This is a genomic window from Streptomyces sp. HUAS 31, from assembly GCF_028198125.1.
Taxonomy (GTDB): Bacteria; Actinomycetota; Actinomycetes; order Streptomycetales; family Streptomycetaceae; genus Streptomyces; species Streptomyces chartreusis.
Genome location: NZ_CP116353.1, coordinates 8,086,873 through 8,111,158 on the forward strand (window position 1 = coordinate 8,086,873; position 24,286 = coordinate 8,111,158).

The 24,286-nt window shown below is 71.1% G+C and carries 19 protein-coding genes; 9 read left to right on the forward strand and 10 right to left on the reverse strand.

All coding sequences use genetic code 11. The features are described 5' to 3' along the window. Nucleotide 1: 1 nt before the first annotated feature. A complete protein-coding gene (gene tkt, locus PGH47_RS35765; RefSeq protein ID WP_271666862.1) occupies nucleotides 2-2,095 on the reverse strand; it encodes a transketolase in 2,094 nt (697 codons plus the stop codon). A 186-nt stretch (nucleotides 2,096-2,281) separates the two neighbouring features. On the opposite strand from tkt, the gene PGH47_RS35770 reads away from it, so the two are divergent. From PGH47_RS35770 to PGH47_RS35780, 3 genes are all read left to right on the forward strand, one after another. Next, the gene (locus tag PGH47_RS35770) at nucleotides 2,282-3,181 is read left to right on the forward strand and encodes a helix-turn-helix domain-containing protein (RefSeq protein WP_271666863.1); all 900 of its coding nucleotides are present in this window, start codon (nucleotides 2,282-2,284) and stop codon (nucleotides 3,179-3,181) included. 54 nt (nucleotides 3,182-3,235) lie between these two features. Continuing rightward, the gene (locus tag PGH47_RS35775; protein WP_271666864.1) at nucleotides 3,236-3,412 is read left to right on the forward strand and encodes a hypothetical protein; all 177 of its coding nucleotides are present in this window, start codon (nucleotides 3,236-3,238) and stop codon (nucleotides 3,410-3,412) included. 88 nt (nucleotides 3,413-3,500) lie between these two features. Next, entirely contained in the window at nucleotides 3,501-3,893 is a 393-nt protein-coding gene (locus PGH47_RS35780) for a GerW family sporulation protein (protein WP_271666865.1), read from the forward strand. 106 nt (nucleotides 3,894-3,999) lie between these two features. On the opposite strand, the gene PGH47_RS35785 is transcribed toward PGH47_RS35780, so the two are convergent. Next, the gene (locus tag PGH47_RS35785; RefSeq protein WP_271666866.1) at nucleotides 4,000-5,394 is read right to left on the reverse strand and encodes a glycoside hydrolase family 16 protein; all 1,395 of its coding nucleotides are present in this window, start codon (nucleotides 5,392-5,394) and stop codon (nucleotides 4,000-4,002) included. 201 nt (nucleotides 5,395-5,595) lie between these two features. Between PGH47_RS35785 and PGH47_RS35790 the strand changes: the two genes are divergently transcribed. Beyond that, complete coding sequence (locus tag PGH47_RS35790) at nucleotides 5,596-5,883, forward strand: DUF1905 domain-containing protein (RefSeq protein WP_271666867.1); 288 nt, start codon at nucleotides 5,596-5,598, stop codon at nucleotides 5,881-5,883. Here PGH47_RS35790 and PGH47_RS35795 read toward each other — a convergent pair. From PGH47_RS35795 to PGH47_RS35815, 5 genes are all read right to left on the reverse strand, one after another. Then, nucleotides 5,855-7,966 (reverse strand): MMPL family transporter, encoded by a 2,112-nt coding sequence (locus tag PGH47_RS35795; RefSeq protein ID WP_271668229.1) that lies wholly within the window; start codon nucleotides 7,964-7,966, stop codon nucleotides 5,855-5,857. The genes PGH47_RS35790 and PGH47_RS35795 overlap by 29 nt on opposite strands. A 129-nt stretch (nucleotides 7,967-8,095) precedes the next feature. Next, nucleotides 8,096-8,764, reverse strand: a complete 669-nt coding sequence (locus PGH47_RS35800) for a response regulator (protein ID WP_271666868.1) — start codon at nucleotides 8,762-8,764, stop codon at nucleotides 8,096-8,098. Continuing rightward, a complete protein-coding gene (locus tag PGH47_RS35805; protein WP_271666869.1) occupies nucleotides 8,761-9,963 on the reverse strand; it encodes a sensor histidine kinase in 1,203 nt (400 codons plus the stop codon). The genes PGH47_RS35800 and PGH47_RS35805 overlap by 4 nt, the downstream gene beginning before the upstream one ends. A 307-nt stretch (nucleotides 9,964-10,270) precedes the next feature. Next, nucleotides 10,271-11,041, reverse strand: coding sequence for an IclR family transcriptional regulator (locus PGH47_RS35810; RefSeq protein ID WP_271666870.1), 771 nt, complete (start codon nucleotides 11,039-11,041; stop codon nucleotides 10,271-10,273). Between the two features lie 4 nt (nucleotides 11,042-11,045). Continuing rightward, nucleotides 11,046-11,471, reverse strand: coding sequence for a MarR family winged helix-turn-helix transcriptional regulator (locus tag PGH47_RS35815; protein ID WP_126903089.1), 426 nt, complete (start codon nucleotides 11,469-11,471; stop codon nucleotides 11,046-11,048). A gap of 231 nt (nucleotides 11,472-11,702) precedes the next feature. Here PGH47_RS35815 and PGH47_RS35820 point away from each other — a divergent pair, with 231 nt between their 5' ends. The 5 genes from PGH47_RS35820 to fxsT all read left to right on the forward strand — a co-directional run bounded on the left by PGH47_RS35820 (nucleotide 11,703) and on the right by fxsT (nucleotide 19,821). Continuing rightward, a complete protein-coding gene (locus PGH47_RS35820; RefSeq protein WP_271666872.1) occupies nucleotides 11,703-12,620 on the forward strand; it encodes an SDR family NAD(P)-dependent oxidoreductase in 918 nt (305 codons plus the stop codon). Between the two features lie 23 nt (nucleotides 12,621-12,643). Further along, the gene (locus tag PGH47_RS35825) at nucleotides 12,644-13,519 is read left to right on the forward strand and encodes an amidohydrolase family protein (RefSeq protein ID WP_271668230.1); all 876 of its coding nucleotides are present in this window, start codon (nucleotides 12,644-12,646) and stop codon (nucleotides 13,517-13,519) included. A gap of 10 nt (nucleotides 13,520-13,529) precedes the next feature. Then, entirely contained in the window at nucleotides 13,530-15,032 is a 1,503-nt protein-coding gene (gene menE, locus PGH47_RS35830) for an o-succinylbenzoate--CoA ligase (protein WP_271666873.1), read from the forward strand. 13 nt (nucleotides 15,033-15,045) lie between these two features. After that, a complete protein-coding gene (locus PGH47_RS35835; protein WP_271666874.1) occupies nucleotides 15,046-15,501 on the forward strand; it encodes a MaoC family dehydratase in 456 nt (151 codons plus the stop codon). A 252-nt stretch (nucleotides 15,502-15,753) separates the two neighbouring features. Continuing rightward, entirely contained in the window at nucleotides 15,754-19,821 is a 4,068-nt protein-coding gene (gene fxsT, locus PGH47_RS35840; RefSeq protein WP_271666875.1) for an FxSxx-COOH system tetratricopeptide repeat protein, read from the forward strand. Nucleotides 19,822-19,874: 53 nt separating this feature from the next. Here the strand turns inward: fxsT and PGH47_RS35845 are convergent, their stop codons facing one another. The 3 genes from PGH47_RS35845 to PGH47_RS35855 are packed head-to-tail and all read right to left on the reverse strand — an operon-like array spanning nucleotide 19,875 to nucleotide 24,246. Beyond that, nucleotides 19,875-20,723, reverse strand: a complete 849-nt coding sequence (locus tag PGH47_RS35845) for a hypothetical protein (RefSeq protein WP_271666876.1) — start codon at nucleotides 20,721-20,723, stop codon at nucleotides 19,875-19,877. Continuing rightward, nucleotides 20,723-22,390: a PHP domain-containing protein gene (locus PGH47_RS35850; RefSeq protein ID WP_271666877.1), complete on the reverse strand. Its 1,668-nt coding sequence runs from the start codon at nucleotides 22,388-22,390 to the stop codon at nucleotides 20,723-20,725. The genes PGH47_RS35845 and PGH47_RS35850 overlap by 1 nt, the downstream gene beginning before the upstream one ends. Before the next feature lie 20 nt (nucleotides 22,391-22,410). After that, nucleotides 22,411-24,246, reverse strand: coding sequence for a LamG-like jellyroll fold domain-containing protein (locus PGH47_RS35855; protein ID WP_271666878.1), 1,836 nt, complete (start codon nucleotides 24,244-24,246; stop codon nucleotides 22,411-22,413). Nucleotides 24,247-24,286 lie beyond the last annotated feature (40 nt).

Below are 24,286 nucleotides of genomic sequence, written 5' to 3' on the forward strand. Positions count from 1 at the left end.
GTCAACCGCGGGCGGCGGCAAGCCCCGTGGTCGAATTCAATGCAGCCCGGGCGGCGGCGGCCACGTTCTCGGGGGTGAAGCCGTACTCGGCGAACAGCGTCTTGGCGTCGGCCGAGGCGCCGAAGTGCTCCAGGGAGACGATGCGTCCGGCGTCGCCCACGAACCGGTACCAGGTGAGCCCGATGCCGGCCTCGACGGCGACCCGTGCCTTCACGGCGGGCGGCAGGACGCTCTCGCGGTACTCGCGCGGCTGCTGCTCGAACCACTCCACGGACGGCATCGAGACCACCCGGGTCCCGATCCCCTCGGCCTCCAGCGCCTCACGCGCGGCGACGGCGAGCTGAACCTCGGAGCCGGTCGCGATGAGAACGACGTCCGGCGTCCCGGTGGAGGAGTCCCGCAGGACGTAACCACCCTTCACCGCATCGGAGTTGGGGGCGTACGTCGGCACGCCCTGGCGGGTGAGCGCGAGGCCGTGCGGGGCCGGGTCGGTGGAGTGGCGGCGCAGGATCTCGGCCCACACGATCGCGGTCTCGTTGGCGTCCGCGGGGCGCACCACGTTGAGACCGGGGATGGCGCGCAGCGACGCAAGGTGCTCGATCGGCTGGTGAGTGGGGCCGTCCTCACCCAGACCGATGGAGTCGTGCGTCCAGACGTACGTCACCGGCAGCTGCATCAGAGCCGACATGCGGACGGCGTTGCGCATGTAGTCGGAGAACACCAGGAAGGTGCCGCCGTAGACACGGGTGTTGCCGTGCAGGGCGATGCCGTTCATCTCCGCGGCCATCGAGAACTCACGGATGCCGAAGTGGACGGTGCGGCCGTACGGGTCGGCCTCCGGCAGTGGGTTGCCCTTGGGCAGGAACGAACTCGACTTGTCGATGGTGGTGTTGTTGGAGCCGGCCAGGTCGGCCGAGCCGCCCCACAGCTCGGGAAGGACCGGGCCGAGGGCCTGGAGCACCTTGCCGGACGCGGCGCGCGTGGCGACCGACTTGCCCTCCTCGAACACGGGGATCGAGGACTCCCAGCCCTCGGGCAGCTGACCGGCGACGATCCGGTCGAACAGCCGGGCCCGCTCGGGGTCCGCGGCGCGCCACGCGCCGAACCGCTTGTCCCAGGCGGCGTGCGCCTCGGCGCCCCGGTCCAGGGCGCGGCGGGCGTGGGCGAGCACCTCGTCGGCGACCTCGAAGGACTTCTCGGGGTCGAAGCCCAGCAGGCGCTTGGTCGCGGCGATCTCGTCGTCGCCGAGGGCGGAGCCGTGGGAGGCCTCGGTGTTCTGCGCGTTCGGGGCGGGCCAGGCGATGATCGTGCGCATCGCGATGATGGAGGGCCGCTCGGTCTCGGCCTGCGCCGCCCTCAGCGCGGCGTACAGGGCGTGGACGTCGACGTCTCCGCCGAGCTCCGGCTCGATCCGCTGCACGTGCCAGCCGTACGCCTCGTAGCGCTTGAGCACGTCCTCGGAGAACGCGGTCGCGGTGTCGCCCTCGATGGAGATGTGGTTGTCGTCGTAGAGGAAGACCAGGTTGCCGAGCTTCTGGTGGCCGGCGAGCGAGGAGGCCTCGGCGGAGACGCCCTCCTCCAGGTCGCCGTCGGAGACGATCGCCCAGATGGTGTGGTCGAACGGGGACTCGCCCTCGGGCGCCTCCGGGTCGAACAGGCCGCGCTCGTAGCGGGCGGCCATCGCCATGCCGACGGCGTTGGCGACCCCCTGCCCGAGCGGTCCGGTCGTCGTCTCGACCCCGGCCGTGTGGCCGTACTCGGGGTGCCCCGGCGTCTTCGAACCGTGCGTCCGGAACGACTTGAGGTCGTCGAGCTCCAGCTCGTACCCGGCGAGGAAGAGCTGCGTGTACAGGGTCAGCGAGGTGTGGCCGGGGGAGAGGACGAAGCGGTCACGTCCGGTCCACTCGGGGTCGGCGGGGTCGTGCCGCATCACCTTCTGAAAGATCGTGTACGCGGCGGGGGCGAGGCTCATCGCCGTGCCCGGGTGGCCGTTGCCGACCCGCTGCACGGCGTCGGCCGCGAGGAGGCGGGCCGTGTCGACGGCACGCCGGTCGAGTTCGGTCCATTCGAAGCGGTCCGGGGTGTGCGTGCTCATCTTCAAAAAGTCCTCGATCGGAGCGAAGTAGCTGGTCCAACGCGTTCAAAAGTAAAAGTCTGACTTTTGAGAGGGAAGGTCGGCGTGTGTCAGGCTGTGGTGAAAGTGGGACACCGCGAGGCGCGCCGCGCACGGCTGAGCGAGGGGCGCGCACGGGTGAGACGGCACGAGACGGACATGGTGGAAATGGCGGATATCGCGGACGCGAGCGCTCAAGGTGGCGACGCGATACGGACGTTTCCGTTCCCGGCCGACCTGAGCGTCCTCGGCGTCGGCATGCAGGTGGGCCGGATGGGTGCCGGCCGTACCTGGCACGCGACCGACGCACCGCTGGAGCGGGTGCACCGCATCGACTTCCACGTCGTGATGCTGTTCACCGAGGGGCCGGTGCGACACATGATCGACTTCGCCGAGTACGAGGCGAACGCCGGTGACCTGCTGTGGATTCGCCCGGGTCAGGTCCACCGCTTCTCCGGGACCGACGACTACCGCGGCACCGTCCTGACCATGCAGCCAGGCTTCCTGCCCCGCGCCACGGTCGAGGCGACCGGCCTCTACCGCTACGACCTGCCGCCCCTGCTCCACCCCGACCAGGCTCAGCTCCCCGCCCTGCGCTCGGCCCTCGCCCAACTGCAACGCGAGTACGAGGACACCACGACCCTGCCGCTGAGCCTGCACACCGCGGTGCTGCGGCACTCACTGACCGCGTTCCTGCTGCGCCTCGCCCATCTCGCGGCGAGCTCGGCGGAGGCGGCACGCCACCAGGGCGACACGACCTTCACGCTCTTCCGGGACGCGGTGGAGCGGGGCTTCGCCACGAACCACAGCGTCAGCGCGTACGCCGACCAGCTCGGGTACTCGCGCCGGACCCTGGTACGAGCCGTCCGCGCCGCCACCGGCGAGACACCCAAGGGGTTCATCGACAAGCGGGTCATCCTGGAGGCGAAACGGCTGCTGGCCCACACGGACATGCCGATCGGGCGGGTGGGGGCGGCGGTGGGGTTCCCGGACGCCGCGAACTTCTCCAAGTTCTTCCACCAGCACACGGAGGTGACACCGGCGGGGTTCCGTGCGGAGCTTCGTTGATCCCGGCGTACCTTTCGGACCGCCGCCGACATCGAGGACCGCACGGTCGGCCACGTGGCCGGGCGCCACGAGCTCGACGACTCCCGCTCACCGCCGTCGGCCGTCCGGGCGCCCATGGTCAGCCGGCCGCATCGCCGAGCTGCCCGCGCGGGCCGAGGTGGCGCCGTACGTCTCACCGGCGGGATGCTGGAGTGGGGGTCGGCGGAGCTGTCGGTCGAGAGGGCGGCGTGAACCGGCGGGTTCACTTGACACACGGATCCGATATGCCTACGAAACCTCCATGACCGCCCACGAAGAAGACAAAGAAGACCCCCCGTCCGTGCCTCCGCAGGATCTGGACGTCGCAGCGGCCCAAGCCTCCGTCACCCTTCTGGAACGCCTCGCCGAGAAGCTCGGCGGCCGTGCCTCGGTCACCGCCGTCTACGGCGAACCCGTCACCGCCGAAGGCGTCACCGTCGTCCCGGTCGCCAAGGTCGCCTACGGCTTCGGCGGCGGCACGGGACGTACGATCGAGGGCGCCAAGGCCGGGGACGGTGGTGGCGGCGGGGGAGGCGTCGAGGCCAAGCCCATCGGCTACATCGAGATCCGGGACGGCGTCAGCACCTACCGGCCCATCCGGGATCCCTGGCGCGACATCGCGCTCCCGCTGGCCGCACTCGCCCTCGCCCTCACTCTCCCGAAGGCCGTCCGCGCACTGCGACGGCGCAGCTGAGACACACCGGTGCCCCGCGCCCCGATCGGGGCGCGGGGCACCGTGCGGTCGGCCACGACGGACCCTGGACACTGACGCCCCGTCGCGGCTGAAGGCTCGGATGCGCTCAGCGGCCGAAGTTGAACCAGTTCACGTTCACGAAGTCCGCCGGCTGGCCGCTGCTGAAGGTCAGATAGACGTCGTGCGTGCCGGTCACCCCGGTGATGTTCGCCGGGACCGTCCGCCACGACTGCCAGCCGCCCGTGTTGCCGACCGCGAAACTGCCGACGGGCGCGTTGCCGCGGCTGTCCAGACGCACCTCGACCAGCCCGCTGACGCCGCTCGCCGCGCCGCTCGCCACCCGGCCGACGAACTGGTTCGCCGCCGAGGAACCGAAGTTGACACCCCGGTACAGCGCCCAGTCGCCGTTCGCGAGGGAGGCGATGTTCTGCCCGCCGCCCGAGTCGGAGGTGGACTCGGTGCCCACGCCGCCCTGGCTGTCGTAGGACTCGGCCTGGATGGCGCTGTAGGCGTCACGGTTGCCCGTCGGCGGAGGCGTGGTGCCGCTCCCGCTGGACAGCACCTGGACGTAGTCGACGACCATCGAGTGGCCCGGCTGCGTGCCGCTGTCCGGGCCGCCGCCGAAGGCGTCCGGGAAGCCGCCGCCCATGGCCACGTTGAGGATGACGAAGAAGCCGTGGTTCGTCGCGTTCGCCCACGTCGTCGCGTCGACCTGGTTGGCCCGTACGGTGTGGAAGTTGACGCCGTCGAGATAGAAGCGGATCTCCTCGACGCTCGTCGAGCGGTCCCACTCCATCCGGTAGGTGTGGAAGCCGGCCTGGCAGGTCGCGCCGGAGCAGGTGGTGTTGCCGCCGATGCCGCTGGTCTCGTTGCAGGGGCCGCCCGGTGAGGTGCCGCAGTGCATGGTGGCGAACACCGTGTTCATGCCCTGGGTGTTCTCCATGATGTCCAGCTCGCCGACGGCGGGCCAGTTCCAGTAGTTGCCGCGGTAGGGCCCGCCCAGCATCCAGAACGCCGGCCAGTAGCCCTTGGCCGCGGCTCCGGTCACATTCGGCACCTGGATGCGGGACTCCACGCGCAGTTTGCCGCCCGCCGGGGGCTGGAAGTCGGTGCGGTTGGTCTCGATGCGCCCCGAGGTCCAGTTGCCGGACGCGTCCCGGCGGGGCGTGATGCGCAGATTGCCGTTGCCGTCGAGCGCGACGTTGTTCGTGCTGTTCGTCATCGTCTCGATCTCGCCGGTGCCCCAGTTGGCGGGGCCGCCGGGATAGCCCTTGCCGGTGGCGTACTGCCAGTTGGAGGTGTTCACGCCGGAGCCCGCGGCGCCCTCGAAGTCGTCAAGGAACACCTGCGTCCAGCCCGAAGGGGGCGTGGGCGCGGACGCGTTGGCCGACGGTACGGCGACGGTGGCGCCGGCCGCCACCAGGCCGAGCGTGCCGAGTACGGCCAGCAGTGCGCGTCTTGGGGAGCGGGGTCTGCGGTGTGTGCCGGAGGGGTCACTCATGGGGGTGCTGCCTCTCGGGGTACGGAAGTGGGGGAGCGGGATGCCCTTGGGAGCACTCGGAGGGTTTGAGAGCGCTCTCAGAGTGCCGTCAATGTGCTCCCCGGTGCTCCGGTCGTCAAGAGATGAAGCAGATAAATCCCTTGCGCCACAGGGAAGTTCACTCCGTGAAGGCGGTCGGGTCCCGGAGCTAGTGTGAGGTCCATGGAACTTGCCTTCACCGGCTCGGTGATCGAATGGCGCGGACCGGCGCCGTACTACTTCGTCCGGGTCCCCGACGAGGAGTCCGCCGACATCCGTGACGTGGCCGCGATGGCCACCTACGGCTGGGGCGTGATCCCCGTCGAGGCCCGGCTCGGCGAGATCGCTTTCGAGACGTCCCTGTTTCCCAAGGACGGCGGCTACCTGCTGCCGCTGAAGAACGCGGTACGGGGGCCGCAGGGGCTCGGGGCCGGCGACGAGGTCACCGTGAAGATGACCGTGCGCCTGTAGGCACCGGCGCCGGCACCTCCTCGTGCAGCCCGAACCGGTCGTGAGCCCGGCGCAGCGGCTTCGGCGCCCACCAGGCACGCCGGCCGAGCAGCGCCATCGTCGCCGGCACCAGCAGCATCCGTACGACCGTCGCGTCGATCAGCACCGCGAGGGTCAGGCCCAGGCCGATCTGCAGGATGGGTGCGAAGCCGCCGGTCATGAAGGCGCCGAACACCACCGCGAGGAGCAGCGCCGCGCAGGTCACCACGCGGCCGGAGCGGCGCAGACCGGTGACCACGGCCTCCCGGTCGTTGCCTGTGAGCTGCCGTGCCTCGCGCATCCGGGCCAGGATGAACAGTTCGTAGTCCATGGCCAGACCGAACGCGATCGCCACGATCAGCGGCGGCGCGGTCAGGCTCAGCGCGCCCAGACCCTCACTGCCCAGCAGCCCCGCCAGATGCCCGTCCTGGAACACCCACACCACCACGCCGAGCGCGGCGCCCAGGCTGAGCAGGGTGGTCAGGATGGTGCGCAGCGGGATCAGCAGCGAGCCGGTGAAGGCGAAGAGCAGGGCGAAGATACCGGCCAGGACGGTGACCGCGGCCCAGGGCGCCCGGTCCGAGAGCATCTCCCGGAAGTCCACCAGGCGGGCGGCCGGCCCGGTGACCTCGACCGGCTCGCCGCCGCGCACGTCCCGGATCCGCTCGACCAGTGCGGTGGCCTCCGGGCCGTCGACGCTGCCCGGTGGCCGGACGCGCAGGACCGTCGCCCCGCCCGGCAGTTCGTGGGACTCGGTCGCAGGAGACAGCGCCCGGATCCGGTCTGCGGTGGCCGCGTCCGCGCCCGGCTTCAGCACGACCGTGATCGGCGAGACGCCGGTGCCCGGCGGGAAGTGCTCGTCGACGGTGTCGTACAGCTGCCGTGCCTCGGTGCTCGCGGGCAGTTGCTCGGCGTCGCCGAGGTTGATCGTCATGCCGGTGACGGGCAGTGCCAGGACCAGTAGGACCGGTACGACGGTAGCCACCACGGCGACCCGGCGGCGGGCCGAGAAGCGGGCCAGGCGCGCGAACACACGGCCCTCCTCGCCCTCCGGCCGGACCTTCGCCGGGGCGATCCTCCCGCCGAACCTCGCGAGCAGCGCCGGCAGCAGCGTGAGCGCGGCCAGCATGTCGACCACGACCACGGCGGCGACGGCCAGCCCCATGCTGCGCAGGAACACGCTCGGGAACACCAGCAGCCCGGTCAGGCTGACCGCGACCGTGAACCCGGAGAACAGTACGGTCCGGCCGGCCGCCGCGACCGTACGCTCCACCGCCCGGGCCACGTCGTCGGTGTTCCGGCGCTCCTCGCGGAAGCGCACCACCATCAACAGGGCGTAGTCCACGGCGAGTCCGAGCCCCAGCATCGTGGTCACCTGGATCGCGTACACGGAGATGTCGGTGACCTCGCTGAACAGGAACAGTGCGAGGAAGGCGCCCGCGATCCCGCTGACCGCGATCACCAGGGGCAACGCCGCAGCGCGCAGCCCGCCGAACACCACCAGCAGCAGGGCGAGTACGACCGGCAGCGAGATCAACTCCGCGTTCCGTACGTCCTCCTGGGCCCGCTCGCCGATCTGCGTGCCCAGCAACGGGCCGCCGCTGACGTGCACTTCGGGCGCGTCGATCTGCCGGATCCGCTCGGCGGCCGCGTCGACGGCGTCCTCCTCGGCGGTGTCGTCGAGGCCGCCTTCGAGGGTGACGGGGATGATCAGCGCCCGCCCGTCCTCGGCGGTCAGGCCACGGGTGGCGTACGGGTCGGGCACGGCGGCCACCCCGTCGAGGGACCGCACGTCGGCGACGGCCCGCTCGACCTGTTCCCGCAGCGCGGGGTCGGTCACGGCGGTGCCCTCGACGACGCCGGTGATCGACTCCCCGGCGGGGTCGGCGCGGTCGAGGTAGCGCGCGGCGGCCTCGGACTCGGTGCCCGGGATGTCGGCCACGTTGTCGGAGAGGCGGCCGAAGACGCCCGTCCCGAGGCCGAAGCCGAGCAACAGGAAGAGCACCCACAGGGCGATGACGGTGAGCGGGCGGCGGGTCGCCGCCCGGGCGAGCGTGGTGAGCACGGTCCCTCCCGGCAGGACGGTCGGTTGCATCGCCCTCAGACTCACGCCACGGGGGTGGTCACCGGATCGCCGGTGGGAGCGGTTTGCGGGCCTCCGTCGCAGGGGGGAGCAGTGCCCGGAACTCCCTCGCTAGGGGGATCCCGGGGTCACGAGCCCGGTCTCGTAGGCGCAGATCACCGCCTGTACCCGGTCCCTCAGAGCGAGCTTGCCCAGCACGTTGCTGACATGGCTCTTCACCGTGTGCTCGCTGACGAACAGGGTCGTGGCGATCTCGGAGTTGGACAGCCCGCGCGCCAGCAGCCGCAGGGTCTCCACCTCACGCGCCGTCAGGACGTCCAGGCGCTGCGGGGTGGCCTCGGCGGCGGCCTCCTCGCGGCGGCGCCGCACGATGTCGGCGACCAGCCGCCGCGTCACCGTCGGCGCGAGCAGCGAGTCCCCGGCCGCGACGACCCGTACGGCGTGCACGAGGTCGTCGCGCCGCACGTCCTTCAGCAGGAAGCCGCTGGCGCCCGCGCACAGCGCCTCGTAGACGTACTCGTCCAGGTCGAACGTGGTCAGCATGACCACCTTGCAGCTGGACTGCCCGCACACCCGCCGGGCCGCCTCCAGGCCGTCCATGACCGGCATCCGGATGTCGAGGAGCAGCACGTCGGGCGTGTGCCGCTGCACCGCGGCGACCGCGTCGGCGCCGTCGCCGGCCTCCGCGACCACCTCGATGTCGGCCTGCGCCTGGAGGATCATGCTGAACCCGGCCCGCACCAGTTCCTGGTCGTCGGCGACCACCACCCGGATGCTCATCCCAGGGCCGCCTCCCGGTCGACGGCCGCGGGCAGCCGTACGACCACCCGGAAACCGCCCTCCGGTCCGCGCCCGGCCCGTGCGCTGCCCCCGCAGGCGGCGGCCCGCTCCCGGATGCCGATCAGACCGTGGCCGCCGTGGCCGTCGTGGCCGGAGCCCGGTCCCTGTCCGTCGTCGGTCACCGTCAGTGTCAACTCGTCCTCCGTCCAGTCGAGTTCGACGGTAGCGGAGGCGGCCCGCGCGTGCTTCACGGTGTTGGTCAGCGCCTCCTGGACCACGCGGAAGGCGGCGACCTCGGTGTCCGGGGGCAGCGGACGGGGCGTACCGGAGCCGATCAGCTCGACCCGCAGTCCGGTGGACTCGCCGACCCGGCGGACCAGGCCGGGCAGTTCGGCCACGCCCGGCTGCGGCAGCCGCCACGCACCGCCGTCGCCCCGCGGCTCCTTGAGCACGCCGAGGATCCGGCGCAGCTGCGCCATCGCGTCCCGCCCGGCCCCCGCGATCGCGTCGAACGCGGCCTCGGCGCGCACCGGATCGCTGCGCACCACCACCGGTCCTGCCTCGGCCTGAACCACCATCAGGCTCACCGCGTGCGCGAGGACGTCGTGCATGTCGCGGGCGATCCGGGACCGCTCCTGCGCAATGGCCCGCGCGGTGTCGGCGGCCCGCTCCCGCTCCAGTCGCCGGGCCCGGTCCTCCAGTTCGGCGGTGTACGCCCGCTGCACGCGGGCCAGCACACCGAAGCCGTACGCGCACACCACGCCCAGCAGGTGGAAGGCGTACTCGAAAGGCTGGGGCTCCTCCTTGTGCATCATCGTCAGGGAGACGCCGACGAGCCAGCCGACCAGCATCGCGCGCCGTTGCCACGGCCTGCCCAGGGCGGCCATCGTGTAGAGGACGACCATGCCGCCGTACATCACGTCCGGAGGCGGCGCGTGGTAGACGGCCTGTACGGGGGTGGCCACGGACACGGCGCAAGCCGTCACGAACGGCGCGCGGCGCCGCCACACCAGCGGTACCGCGGTCGCGGCGCCGATCAGCCAACCCTGCCAGGTCAGCCGGTCGTCGCCCTCGTCGGGGAAGAGCCACTGCAACGAGACGGCGAACAGTACGAGCGCGGCGAGCGCCGAGTCGACGACGTACGGGTTGGCGGTGCGCAGGCGCTCGGCAGCGGGGGAGAACCAGGAACGAGCGGACACGGGCGGCTCCTCGGGGCAAGGGCACTTTCAGTATCGCGAGGTCACTCGGGGCTCGTCCTCACCGGTGAGAGGGATATCGGCGGGGCGCCCGCCGTGGGGGCGTTGGCGGGTCGTCGGGCGTCTGCGGCGCCGTCGTGGCCGTTCGCGCAGTTCCCCGCGCCCCTTGAGGGCGTTGCCGAACCGTGCCCGAGGGGCGCGGGCCATGTCGATGTGCGGCTCAACCGCGCCGCCAAGGGGCGCGGGGAACTGCGCGACCAGCCACAACGAACCCGCGGACGTCCGACGACCCGGCGTCGGCCTCGGCCCCCTAAGTCCCTTTCTCCGGCCGCCACCCCAACCCCCGCGATATCCCCCGCGCCGCCAGCCGCACCGCCGGTGCCAGGACCGGGACCTGGGCGTCCGCCTGGGGGACCACCACCGACACGGCGGCGACGACCGCACCGCCCGGCCCCCGCACCGGCGCCGCGACGGACAGCGCGTCGTCGGTGACCTGGCGGCTGCTCACCGCCACCCCCGTGCGGCGCACCTCGGCCAGCATGCGGCGCAGCCGGGCCGGATCGGTGACGGTGTACGGCGTGAAGGCGGCGAGCGGACCGCCGCAGTAGCCCTCCTGGAAGTCCGCGTCGCTGTGCGCGAGCAGCGCGAGCCCGACCCCCGTGGCGTGCAGCGGCCAGCGCGCCCCGACGCGGATGTGCACCCCGACCGCCGACCGTCCCGAAAGCCACTCGATGTAGACGACCTCCGGCCCGTCCCGGACCGCCAACTGCACGTTCTCGTGGGTCGCCTCGTACAGGTCCTCCAGATACGGCAGCGCGACCTGCCGCAGCGCCAGTCCGCGCGGCGCGAGTGCCGCGAGCTCCCACAGCCGCAGCCCGACGTGGTAGAGCCCGGCGTCGTCCCGCTCCAGCGCGCCCCACTCGGTGAGCGCGGCCACCAGCCGGTGCGCGGTGCTCAGGCTCAGCCCGGCCCGCCGGCTGATGTCGGTCAGACACAGCGCCGGATGTTCCAGGTCGAAGGCCCCGAGCACCGCCAGCAGCCGGTCGGGCGCGGACCGCGCATGAGCCGGCACGGACGCCACGCCGTCACCCGAGCCCGGACTCGGCGACTCTCTGGAGCAGCGCGTGCAACTGCTCGCGCTCGCCGTCGTCCAGTGGCCCGACCAGCTCGTTGGTGACCCGCTGCCCGGCCTCGTCGGTATCCCGGAGGAACGCCCGGCCGCCCTCGGTCAGCACGATGATCCGGCTGCGCCGGTCGTCGGGGGAGGGGCGCCGCTCGGCGAAGCCCAGCTTCTCCAGGTCGTCGACAAGGCCGACGATCGCGCTCGGGTCGTAGCCGAGCGACGCGCTCAGCTCGCGCTGGAGGGCGCCCGGGGTGGTGGCGAGGAAGCGCAGCACCGCGTAGTGGCGCAGCCGCAGGCCCGACTCCTGGAGGAAGGAGTTGAACAGCTGACCGGAGCGCAGGCCGAGGCGGTAGAGCAGATAGCCCGTGTCCGCGTGGAGTCCGCGCATCCACGGCTCGTCGGCGTCGATCGGTGCGGGGTTCGTGGTCTGCCGGCTGGCGATGGCGGGCTCCCTGGTCGAGGCCCCGGGCGGGGCGTGCGGACGTACGGCACCCAGCATGACGCAAGGACGAGTCCGCAACAACTATTGACGTCAACAACTATTGTTCTTACCTTCGATCTCGCAGCCGCACCTCTCCGCGACTCGCAGCCGCCGCACACTCCTCGAAGGGACCCGCCCGTGCCCAGCATCGATCTCACCGGCAAGGCCGCCGTCGTCACCGGCAGCGGCCGGGGCCTCGGCCTCGCCTACGCCCACGCCCTGGCCGCCCACGGCGCCTCCGTGGTCGTCAACGACGTCGACGAGGCCGTGGCCGAGGCGGCCGTGAAGTCCATCCGCGAGTCCGGCGGCACGGCCGTCGCCGAGGTCGTCCCCGTCGGTACAGCCGAGGCCGCGGACCGCCTGGTCGGCCGCGCGGTCGAGGAGTTCGGGCGGCTGGACGTCCTGGTCACCAACGCCGGCATCCTGCGCGACAAGGTCCTGTGGAAGATGACCGACGACGACTTCGACGCCGTGATCACCACGCATCTCAAGGGCACCTTCACCTGCGCCCGCGCCGCCGCCGTCCGCATGCGCGAGCAGGGCGAGGGCGGCACCCTGATCCTGGTCGGCTCACCGGCCGGCCAGCGCGGCAACTTCGGGCAGACGAACTACGCCGCCGCCAAGGCCGGCATCGCCGCCTTCGCCCGCACCTGGTCGATGGAACTGGGCCGGGCGGACATCACCGTCAACGCGATCGTGCCGGTCGCCGCGACCGCGATGACCGAGACCATCCCCGGCTTCGCCCCGTACGTCGAGGCGATGCGCGGCGGCGCGCCGCTCCCGGACTTCCTGCGCAAGGGCGAGGGCTTCGGCACCCCCGAGGACTGCGCCGCCCTCGTCCCCTTCCTCGCCTCCGAGGCGGCTCGCGGCATCACCGGCCAGGCCATCGGCATCGGCGGGGACAAGGTGGCACTCTGGTCGCATCCGCAGGAGATCGCGGCGGCGTACGCGGACGGCGGCTGGACCCCCGACACCCTCGCCGCCGTATGGCCCACCTCGGTCGGCGCCGAGCTCCAGTCGGTCGGCATTCCGGCCCCCAAGTTCCCGGAGGCGTGATGACCACCTCCGTGCCCCCCTCCATGAACCCCGACGAGCTGGTCGCGATCGACGTCCACACCCACGCGGAGGTCTCCTCCAAGGGCCACTCCTCCCTGGACGACGACCTCCACGACGCCTCCTCCGCCTACTTCAAGGTCGAGGGCAAGCGGAAACCGACCCTCCAGGAGACCGCCGCGTACTACCGCGAGCGGAACATGGCCGCCGTGATCTTCACGGTCGACGCCGAGTCCGCCACGGGCACGCCTCCGGTCCCCAACGAGGAGGTCGCCGAGGCGGCCGCCGCCAACGCCGACGTGCTGATCCCCTTCGCGTCCATCGACCCGTTCCGGGGAAAGGCGGGCGTGAAGCAGGCGCGGCGCCTGGTCGAGGAGTACGGCGTGCGGGGATTCAAGTTCCACCCCAGCATCCAGGGCTTCTTCCCCGACGACCGCTCGGTGGCGTACGACCTCTACGAGGTGATCGAGGAGACGGGCACCATCGCCCTGTTCCACACGGGCCAGACGGGCATCGGCGCCGGAGTTCCGGGCGGAGGCGGGATCAGGTTGAAGTACTCCAACCCGCTGCACGTGGACGACGTGGCCGCCGACTTCCCGCACCTGAAGATCATCCTGGCGCACCCGTCCTTCCCCTGGCAGGACGAGGCCCTCGCGGTGGCCACCCACAAGCCCGGCGTGCACATCGACCTGTCCGGCTGGTCGCCGAAGTACTTCCCGCCCCAACTGGTGCGGTACGCCAACACATTGCTGAAGGACAAGGTCCTCTTCGGCTCCGACTTCCCCGTCCTCACCCCCGACCGCTGGCTCGCCGACTTCGCCAAGCTGTCGATCAAGGACGAGGTCAGGCCGAGGATCCTCAAGGAGAACGCCGCCCGGCTGCTCGGGCTGACGAAACCGTAAGGGGCGTGACATGCGCAACGAGGGACTGGGGTCGTGGCCCGCACGCCGGGCCCGCAAGACACCCCACCGCACCGCCCTGATCCACGGCGGGACATCGACGTCGTACGCCGCCCTGCACGAGCGCACCACCCGGCTGGCCCACGCCCTGCGCGAGCGCGGTGTCCGCCGCGGCGACCGGGTCGCATACCTGGGCCCGAACCACCCGTCCTACCTGGAGACCCTCTTCGCCGCCGGCACGCTCGGCGCGGTCTTCGTCCCCCTCAACACCCGCCTGGCCGGCCCCGAGATCGCCTACCAACTGGCCGACTCCGGAGCCAAGGCCCTGCTCCACGCACCGTCACACGCCGGACTGGTCGCGGGCCTCCCGGGCCACACCGACGTCCGTACCTACCTGGAAACGGGCCCGGACTACGAAGAGATCCTCGCCGCGTCCTCCGACGAACCGATCGACGCCCCCGTCACCCCCGACGACACCTGCATCATCATGTACACCTCGGGGACGACCGGCCGCCCCAAGGGCGCCATGCTCACCCACGGCAACATCATCTGGAACGCCCTCAACGTCCTCGTCGACACCGACCTGGTCGCCGACGAACGCGCCCTGGTCTCGGCCCCGTTGTTCCACACGGCGGGCCTGAACATGCTGACCCTGCCGGTCCTCCTCAAGGGCGGCACCTGCGTCCTCGTCGAGGCATTCGACCCGGCCGCCACCTTCGACCTGATCGCCCGGCACCGCATCACCTTCATGTTCGGGGTCCCGACGATGTTCGACCAGCTGTCCCGCCACTCCCGCTGGCCGGCCGCGGACCTGTCCTCCCTGCGCATCCTGACCTGCGGCGGCTCTCCGGTCCCGACACCGCTCATTGCCGCCTACCAGGAACGCGGCCTCGCCTTCCTCCAGGGCTACGGCATGACGGAGGCAGCACCCGGGACGCTGTTCCTGGACGCCGAACACGCGATCACCAAGGCGGGTTCGGCGGGCGTACCGCACTTCTTCAGCGACGTACGGGTGGTCCGGCCGGACCTGACCCCCGTAGACACCGACGAGCCCGGCGAGATCGTGGTCCGCGGCCCGCACGTCATGCCCGGCTACTGGGGCCTGCCCGAGGAGACCGCCGCGTCCTTCGCCGACGGCTGGTTCCGCAGCGGAGACGCGGCGCGCGTGGACGAGGACGGTTACGTCTTCATCGTCGACCGCATCAAGGACATGATCATCTCGGGCGGCGAGAACATCTACCCCGCCGAGATCGAGGACGTCCTGCTCACCCACCCCGACATCGTGGAGTGCGCGGTCATCGGCGTACCGGACGACAAGTGGGGCGAGGTGCCACGCGCGGTGGTCGTCCCGCGCGAGGGCACTGCCCTGGACCCGGACGAGGTACTCGCCTCGCTGTCCGGCCGCCTGGCGAAGTACAAGATCCCCAAGTCGCTCGTCCTCGCGGACGAACTCCCGCGCACCGCCTCCGGAAAACTCCTCAAGTCCCGAGTCCGTACGCGCTACGGCAACCAGTAAGGAACGCACCCGCATGACCATCACCGTCAACGGCCTCGAAGAACTGAAGAAGCTCTCCGGCACCGACCTCGGCACCAGCGAGTGGATCGAGGTCACCCAGTCCCGCATCAACACGTTCGCCGACGCGACGGACGACCACCAGTGGATCCACGTGGACCCGCAACGCGCCACCGAGGGCCCCTTCGGCACCCCCATCGCCCACGGCTATCTGACCCTGTCGCTCTTCATCCCTCTGTTCACCGAGCTGTTGGACGTCCAGGGGGTTGCGACCAAGGTCAACTACGGCCTGAACAAGGTGCGTTTCCCGTCCCCGGTGAAGGTCGGGTCGCGGATACGGCTGGTCGGTCGACTTGCAGAGGTCGAGGAGGTGCCGGGTGGGGTGCAGGTCGCCGTGGACGGGACGATAGAGATCGAGGGCGTACAGAAGCCGGCGGCTGTCCTGCAAAGTCTGTCGCGGTTCTACGCCTGAACGGTCTGCCGGGCCGTCGGCTGAACCCCGGCATCCCGGCGTCCGCCGGAAACGACCCGCCTTGTTCCGACAATCGTCGCGCAGTGCCGCACGGTGCCTACACTGAGTGTCCACCGCTCGGTTGGGGAACGGGGCGGGGCGGGATCGGGGGATCGCGTGGGGCCGACGGGTTCTTTGAGGGACGCCACTGCCGCTTGAGCGTGCTCCTCGATCCAGAACGCCGCGCAGCGCAGGCCGAGGAAGGAAACCGCGATGAGCAGCCGTGACGAAAAGGACGGCCGAGCAGGCCGCATCATCACGTTCTACTCGTACAAGGGCGGTACTGGCCGCACGATGGCGTTGGCCAACGTCGCCTGGATCCTGGCCGCCAATGGCAAGCGGGTACTGGCGCTTGACTGGGACCTGGAAGCCCCCGGTCTGCACAGGTTCTTTCATCCTTTCCTCGACCCGTCCACCGCTGCCGCCACCACCGGTGTGATCGACATGCTCAATGAATACGCCTGGGCGGTTGTACGTGACGGCGTTGAAGAGCGGCCGTCGGACTGGCACCTGGACTACGCCCGTGTCCAGCGTCACGCGGTTTCCCTGGACTGGTCGTTCCCGGAGCCCGGCACTCTCGATCTCGTGATTGCGGGGCGCCAGGACCGCGCTTACTCGTCGCTCGTGAACACGTTCGACTGGGAAGACTTCTACGATCGGCTGGGCGGTGGAATCTTCCTCGACGCGCTCCGCGAGGACATGCGTCAGAACTACGACTACGTCCTCATCGACAGCCGGACCGGTCTGTCCGACACAGCCGACGTCTGCACCGCCCATCTTCCCGACGTCCTGGTCGACTGCTTCACCCTGAGCGGGCAGAGCATGGACGGCGCCTCGGCCGTCGCCCACGACATCCGTGACCGGTTCCGACGCCGCCGTATCCGCATCCTGCCCGTCCCCATGCGCATCGACGAGGGAGAGAAGGAGAAGGCGGACGCCGGGCGCGCGCTGGCCCGCGCCAAGTTCGACGGGTTCCCCTCAGGTATGAGCGAGGACGAACTCACCGGCTACTGGGGGTCCGTGGAGGTGCCCTACCGGCCGTACTACGCCTACGAGGAGACGCTGGCCACGTTCGGCGACGAGGCCGGCAACGCGACGTCCCTGCTGGCCGCCTTCGAGCGGCTCACCGGTGTGATCAGCGACCAGGCCGTCATCGGCCTGCCCCGCATGCCCGAGGAGATGCGGGAGAGCGTCACGGCGAAGTTCACCCGCCCCCGGCTCGCGCTCCCGGCCGACCTGCACCTCAGCTATGTGTCCGAGGACCGCATGTGGGCCGACTGGATCACCTTCCTGCTCTCCCGGGCCGGGTTCAAGGTGTCGCGCAAGTACGTGGGTTGTGAGGGGGACGGCGCCGAGAAGCCCGCCGACCGGACCGTCTTCGTTCTCTCCCCGGCCTTCCAGCGCTCGGCGCGAGCCCGTCAGGTATGGGACGCGGCCACCGGCGGTGACCTCTCGGGCCGTCGCCAGGTGGTCGCCGTCCGGGTCGGTGACCTGCGCCCGGCGCCCACGTTCGCCGAGCGGCCCTCGGTCGACCTCGTGCGCACCAGCGAGAAGAGCGCCGCCTCCGCCCTGCTGCGGGCCCTCGGCAAGCCGCCGCTGCCCGCCGATCCGACCGACGAGGCGGCGCTCAGGGACGCCCGCTTCCCGGACACGGTGCCCAAGTTCTGGAACGTCCCGCCGCGCAACTCCTCCTTCACCGGCCGCAGCGCGCTGCTGGAGACACTCCGCGACGGACTCAGCGGCAGCAACTCGGGCGGCTCCCCGGCTCCGTGCGCCCTGTACGGGCTGGGCGGCGTCGGCAAGACGCAGATCGCCCTGGAGTACGTGCACCGGTTCGCCGCCGACTACGACCTGGTGTGGTGGATACCCTCCGAGCAGAACGAGCTCGTGGTCTCCGCCCTCACCGACCTCGCACGCAGGCTGGGGCTGCGGGTCGGCGACGACGCCGCCCAGGCCGCGCAGGAGGTCCGCGACCATCTGCGCCAGTCGTCCTCGACGCTGCGCTGGCTGCTGGTGTTCGACAACGCCGACGAACCCGAGGAGGTGAGCAAGCACTTCCCCGGCGGCGCCGGCCATGTGCTGGTCACTTCCCGCAACCAGACCTGGCTGCAGTTCGGCGAGGCCCTGGAGATCGACCCGTTCCTGCGTGAGGAGAGCATCGAGCACCTGCTGCGGCGGGCCGCCGGCCTCACCACGGAGGACGCCGACCGGGTCGCCTCCGCCGTGGGAGACCTGCCCCTCGCCCTCGACCAGGCCGGAGCCTGGCTCGCCGAGACGGGTACGCCCGTCGACACCTACCTCGTCGAGTTGGAGCAGCAGGCCGAGCGGGTCCTGTCGCTCAGCCGGCCCGCGAACTACCCCGAGCCGGTCGGTGCCACCTGGAGTGTCTCCATCGAGCGACTCAAGGAACGCTCACCGGCCGCCGTACGCCTGCTCCAGCTGTGCGCCTTCTTCGCCGCCGAGCCGATCTCGATGAAGTTGCTCTACGGCGACGAGATGACGAGCGTCCTGGCCGAGAAGGACCCTTCGCTCCAGGAGAAGATGGTGCTCGGCCGGGTGATCCGGGAGATCGGCCGGTTCGCGCTCGCCAAGGTGGACCGGGCAACCGAGTCGATCCAGGTGCACCGGCTGGTGCAGGCCGTGATCCGTTCCCAGCTCACGCCCCGGGAGCAGGAGGATGCCCAGCACGTCGTGCACCGCATCCTGGCCGGCGCCCGACCGTCGGGCGAGGAGCCCATCGACGACGTGGAGAACCAGCCCGCCTTCGCCGCGATCTGGCCGCACCCGGAGGCCTCCGAGGCCGGCACCTGCGACGAGCCCAAGACCCGGCAACTGCTCATAGACCGTGTCCGCTACCTGTGGAAGCGCGGCGATCTGAATGGCGCCCTCGCCTTCGCTGCCGGACTGCGCGAGCTTTGGGAGCGCCAGCTGACCGACAGCCAGGCCCGGATCGCCGAACTCGGAAAGCGGGAGCAGGCCGGGGAGGCACCGACGCCCACTCCCACGCCCACCGGCACGGTCGACCCGCGGGCTCCGCGCACGCTCGCCGAGGAGCAGCGGTACGCCACGGAACTCCAGACTCAATTGCTGCACCTGAGCTTCCACATCACCAACGTGCTGCGCTCCCTGGGCAAGTACGTGGAGGCGGAGGAGCTGGGCTTTGCCACCCTCACCCAGCAGCGCGCCCTGCTGACGGCCGGCCATCCGCACATCCTGATGACGGCCAGCGGACTCGCCACCGACCTGGGCAGCATCGGCCGGTTCGAGGAGGCCCTGGAGCTGGCCACCGAGGCGTACAACGGCTTCAAGGAGAACTTCGGCGAGGACCACCCGCGCACCCTCGCCGCCAACAACAACCGCGCCGTGTGCCTCAGACTTCTCGGCCGTTACACCGAGGCCCTGAGCGTCGACCAGGAGATCTACGACCTGCGGCGCAACGACCTCGGCGCCGGGCATCCGCACACCCTGATCAGCATCGTCAACCTGGCCCGCGACCTGCGTGAGATGGGTGAGTTCGAGGCGTCCATCTCACTGTTGAGCAGCGGTTTCGAGTCGTACAAGCAACAGTTCGGCGAGGCGTATCCGGAGACCCTGCGCAGCGCGAAGAGCCTCGCCGTGTCGATGCGCAGGGCGGGCCGGGCCGAGGAGGCGCGGGCACTCACCGAACAGACCCGGGAGCACTACCGGCTGCGCGACACGCCCCCGTCCAGCCCCGACGTCCTGGACTGCACCCTGAACTACGCAACCGACCTCTACTCCACCGGGGCGCGCGAGGAGGCCCTGATGCTGGCTCAGGACATAGTGCGGCAGTACCGCCGCGCACCCGGCGAGCGGCACCCGGCGACGCTCGCCGCCGTCAACAACCTCGGGATTTTCCTGCGCGGTTCCGGGGAGGTGGGCAGGGCGCGGGAAATGCTCCAGAAGAACTTCGACTCAATGCGGGAGGTGCTGGGTGTCCGTCATCCCTACACGCTCGCCGGTACCGTCAACCTCGCCAACGTGCTGGCGGAGCTGAACGAACTGCGCCAGGCGGAGGAGCTGGAGCGGCTGGCCGTCGCCGGCTTCCAGCCGACCCTCGGCCACGAGCACCCGGACACCATCGTCTCGCGCGCCAACCTGGGCGTGACCCTGCGGTCGCTGGGCCGTATCACCGAGGCCGACCAGCTCCAGGAGAGCAGCCACGCCGAGTTCGCCCGGATGCTCGGGGAGAACCATCCGCACACGGTGAGCGTCCGCGAGGGCAAGCGCATCCACCGGGACCTGGAGCCACCGGCCGTGTGACCGGTGTCGGGCGGAGGCGCGGCGGCCACGCATCGCCGCCGCGCCCCTGCCCGTCAGTCCCCGGCCTGCCGGTACGAGTACACAGCCGTACCCACAGCACAGACCCCCGGCGGAATCATCTCCACCCGCAGGGCCCCGCTGTTCTCGTCGTAATCGATGCCCTCCGTCTCGAACGTCCCCTTGCACACGCTCCGTTGCGGCAGGGCGAACAGGGACTTCACCGTGCCCGTGATCGGCCGGCCGTCGACCTTGTGGGGGAGGTCGACCTGGAGGAGGGGGTGGGGTTCGGGGAAGAGGGTGGTGGTGGCGTCGTTCGAGGCGCACAGGAGGCGGGTGTCGGTGACGAAGTCACAGCCCTGGATGTCGCGCACCGGCTTGTCCAGGGTGATCTGCCAGGCCTCCTTCAAGTCGCCGCCCGCCTGGGGAGTGGACGGGTTGAGGAGGGGAGCCGGGAAGACCTGGAGGCGCCGTTGCTCGCCCCACTCGCCCGAGATCAGCCACTGGCCGTCGGGTGAGATCGTGGCGAAGGAGTTGTTGAGCTTCTCGCCCGGGTTGAGCTGATGGACGTACTCGTAGCGCTTCCCGGACGGGGTCGTCACCGCGAACATCTTGGACGTGGCCGTGTCCGGGCCCTGGTAGGCGTCGAAGGTGTGGCCGCGGGCGATGTCGGGGTCGCCGATGTGGTTCCAGCCCTTGATACGCAGGCCCAGCGGGATGTCGGCCAGGCCCCGGTAGAGGAGTGAACCGTCCGCCCGGCTCGCGAGGCCCTGCCCGCCGCCCAGGGTGTCGGTGTACGCCGTACCGGTCTCGGCCCACTGCGGGTCACCGGCCGCGGACGCCGTGCCCGCGCCGAGTGCCAGTGCAACCGATAAGCAAACGGGGGTGACGAGGTGACGTCTCATCAGGCTCCTGCCACGTCGACGAATACGGGGTTCGAATAGAACCACGTATCCGTCCACGGGTCACCGTCCCCGGGCGTGTGCGGGATCGGTCCGTGCGGGTCGACCGAGGCGCCGAGGTAGCCGGCGCCGTGGCGGTTGCCGTCGCTGCCGCGCAGGCGGACGTAGAAGGGCTCGTCGCCGGCGGTGAGGGGGATGCGGAGGGTGTAGGTGCCCTTGCGGCCGGACACGTCCGTCGTGGACACCACCTTCGTGTCGGGGGCCTGCCAGGCGTCGCGGTCCGCCACCGGGCCGCGGACCGACCCGCGGATGACGTCGACGTGCGCCAACTCCGGCACGATTCCCTGCGGGTTGGGGCGGGAGGCCGTCGTCACGGTCACGTTCAGCGTGAGCTTCTCGCCCTTGCGCACGCGCAGTCGGCCGCCCAGGGTGACACCGCGGCCGTGGTCGCAGTCCCGCTTGAGGCGTACGTCGAGGCCGTCCAGCAGGTGCCCGTGGTCCAGCCAGACCCGGCCCGCGCGCAGGCCCGCCATCACCGCGCGGTAGCCGTAGCGGGTCACACCGACGTGGGTGCGGCTGAACTGGCCCGGCCAGAAGTCGCTGCCCGGCTGCGGGGTGGTGGTGTTCACCGGGTCGGGGAGCTTGCCGGTGTTGTCGAAGTTCCGGCCCGCCGGCCAGTCACCGTTCTTCCAGGTGTCGAAGACGATGCGGTGGGCGTCGGAGTTCGTGGTGATCGAGAACAGCCTGCCCTCGGCCAGCATCGAGTCCCACAGGCCGCCGACCGTCGCGGTCGCCCAGTCGAAGCCGCCGTAGGTCAGGTACGCCTCGGCCGGGTAGCCCGGCCAGGACTGCGCCGACGGCTTGTTCTCGTACTCGCCGCGCATCGACGTCGCCCCGCGCCAGCCGGGGATCGCCGCGCCCTGGGCGCCGGGCGCGCCCTCCATGCCGATCATGATCTCGGGGGCCGCGTCCCGCCAGTTGCGCATCTCGTGCGGGGAGTCGATGCCGAGGCGCAGCGGGTGGTTGGCGAGGACGAGGACGTCGTCGACGTAGCCCGTACGGCGCTGCTCGGCCAGCCACTTGACGGCCTTGACGGCGTGGGCCTCGTTGCGGGCCGTGTCCGCCGCACCCGGGGCGCCCTCGGTGTAGCCGAGCAGCTTGCCGTCGTAGGCGCTCTCGAACCGGGTGAGCAGGTCGACCTCGTGGCGGCCGGGTGCCGTGAAGACCGTGCAGTGCTCGGCGGCCGGGATGTACCACTCCAGGCCCTGGAAGATCAGCTGGCGCGGGTTCTCGGCGCGGGCCCGGAGGATCTCCCGGTGCTCCAGCGCGGCGCCGTACCGGGCGTGCCCGAAGTTGGAGTGCTCGGTGAACACCATCCAGTCCAGGCCGTACTCGGCGCCCGCCGCGGCCAGTTGGGAGAACGTGTACTTCGCGTCGTGGCTGTACACGCTGTGGACGTGGTGGTCGCCGACGAGGTAGGCGAGGCGGGGGTCGTCGCCCCCGAGGCGCCGGTTGTCGGCCGCCAGTGCCGGGGCCGCCGTGCCCAGCGCGAAGGCGGCGCCGAAGAGGCCCGCGCCGCGCAGGAGGCCGCGCCGGGACACGCCCTGCGGATCGAGGTCGGCGGGGGAGACGGACGGGTCGGCCCAGGCGGGCAGCTGCTGCTCGGTCATGGTGATCCTCGAAAGGGGCGTCAGTGGGTCATGAAAGAGGTGACGGGCAGCGCCCGTTCGACGATCCGGACGTCGCCGAGGCGGCCGTACAGGATCTGGTCGATGCTGCCGCCGTACTCGTAGCCGCCGAGCAGCCAGGGCAGGCCGACCGAGGTGAGGCCGATCGCGGTGGCGTGCGGGTTGCGGGCCACCGGGGAGCCCTGGACGTACATCGTGGTGTGCCGGCCGTCGTTGACGACGGCGACGTGCCACCACTGCTCCCGCGCGGTCTCGTCGCCCCAGTTGGTGGCGATGCCCTGCTGGTTGAGCGGCCGGACCGCCCACTGCGGGCCGGGCCCGTCGGACAGGGAGAGCGTGGCGAGCGGCTCGTCGGGGTCGCCCTCGGTCTTGCCCGCCGCGCCGCCCGTGCCGGTACGGCTGACGAGGCCGGCCCACGCGTTGTGCGAGGCGTCCCAGTCGGCGGGCACCCGGTAGAAGGCCTCGACGGTGTAGCCGTCGCGGAAGGTGGCCGAGTTGAGCGGGGCGCCGTCGACCGTGCGCAGGTACGCGCCCTTCAGCGGGGACTTGAAGCCGGTGAACTCCAGGCTGCCGTGGCCGGGCTGGTCGGGGTGGTGGTCGGCCGACCAGCCGAGCGTGCCGCCGCCGACGGAGACCACGGTGAGGTCGTTGCCACGGCCGGACAGGTCGCGGACGGTGCCGGAGACGGGGGAGTCGAAGCGCCAGTAGGCGGCCGTGCCCCGGATCAGCATCTTCGACGCGGGGCGCGCCGGGCGGACCGGCACCGGGTCGAAGCCGGAGAAGCGGCCCGCGAAGTCGATGCCGACGGAGAACCGGTCGGCGTCGCCGCTGAGTTCGATCTCCTGCCTCTCCAGCTCGTTCAGGCCCTTCGCGGCGCGGCCCAGGATCCACGGGGAGACAGTCTCGACGTCGATCACGTCGCGGTCCAGGTCGAAGTGGTAGAGGCGGATCATCGCCGCGCCGCCGAAGTAGCGGTTCTGGTAGTTCGTGAGGTGCAGATGGACGTCGTTGCCCGCCGCGTTCCTGCGGACGGCCCGGCCCGCGGGCCAGTAGTGGCCGTTCAGCGTCAGGAAGATCTGGTCGTGGTCCTTGATCAGCTGGTCCCACAGCTGCTGCCCGTAGGACGACAACGCGTCGTCGTCGACGACCAGTTCATGGGTGGTGAGGATGACGGGCGTCTTCGGGTGCCGGGCGAGGACGTCCTTCGCCCAGGCGTATCCCTGTGCCGACAGCCGCCAGTCCAGCGCGAGCACCATCCACTCGCGGCCGGCCGCCTCGAACAGGTGGTAGGTGTTGTAGCCGTCCGCAGAGGCGCCGCCGAACGTCGGCCTGCCCTGGAACCGCCGCGGGCCGAACGTGTCCAGGTACGGCGTCGCACCGCGCTGGTCGTTCGTGGACGACTTCACGTCGTGGTTGCCGGCGAGGACGCTGTAGCCGACACCGCGCCGGTCGAGCAGCTCGAACGCCTTCCCGATCGCCGCGAACTCCTCCTTCGCCCCGTTCTCGGTGAGGTCGCCGAGGTGGGACAGGAAGACGATGTTGTCCTCGCGGCCGTGCTCCAGCAGATACCGCAGCGACGCCTCGATGGGCGCGGGATTGATGCTCGGCCCGTCGAAGAGGTACTGGGTGTCGGGCATCACGGCCAGCGTGAAGCGGCGGCTGTCGGCATCGGGACGCCACCCGGCCGTCGCCGCCGCCGGGGACGCCTCGGCCACGCCCGGCAGGGCGACCCCCGCCGTGGCCGCGGCGCCGAGCAGCGCGGTGGCGCGCAGGAAACCGCGTCTGCCGGCACCGGCCTGAGGGGCCTCGCCCTGTTCCTGGTCATGCGAAGTACACACGTGTGCTCCGTAGGAAGATCCGTGGGAAAAGAAGATCCGT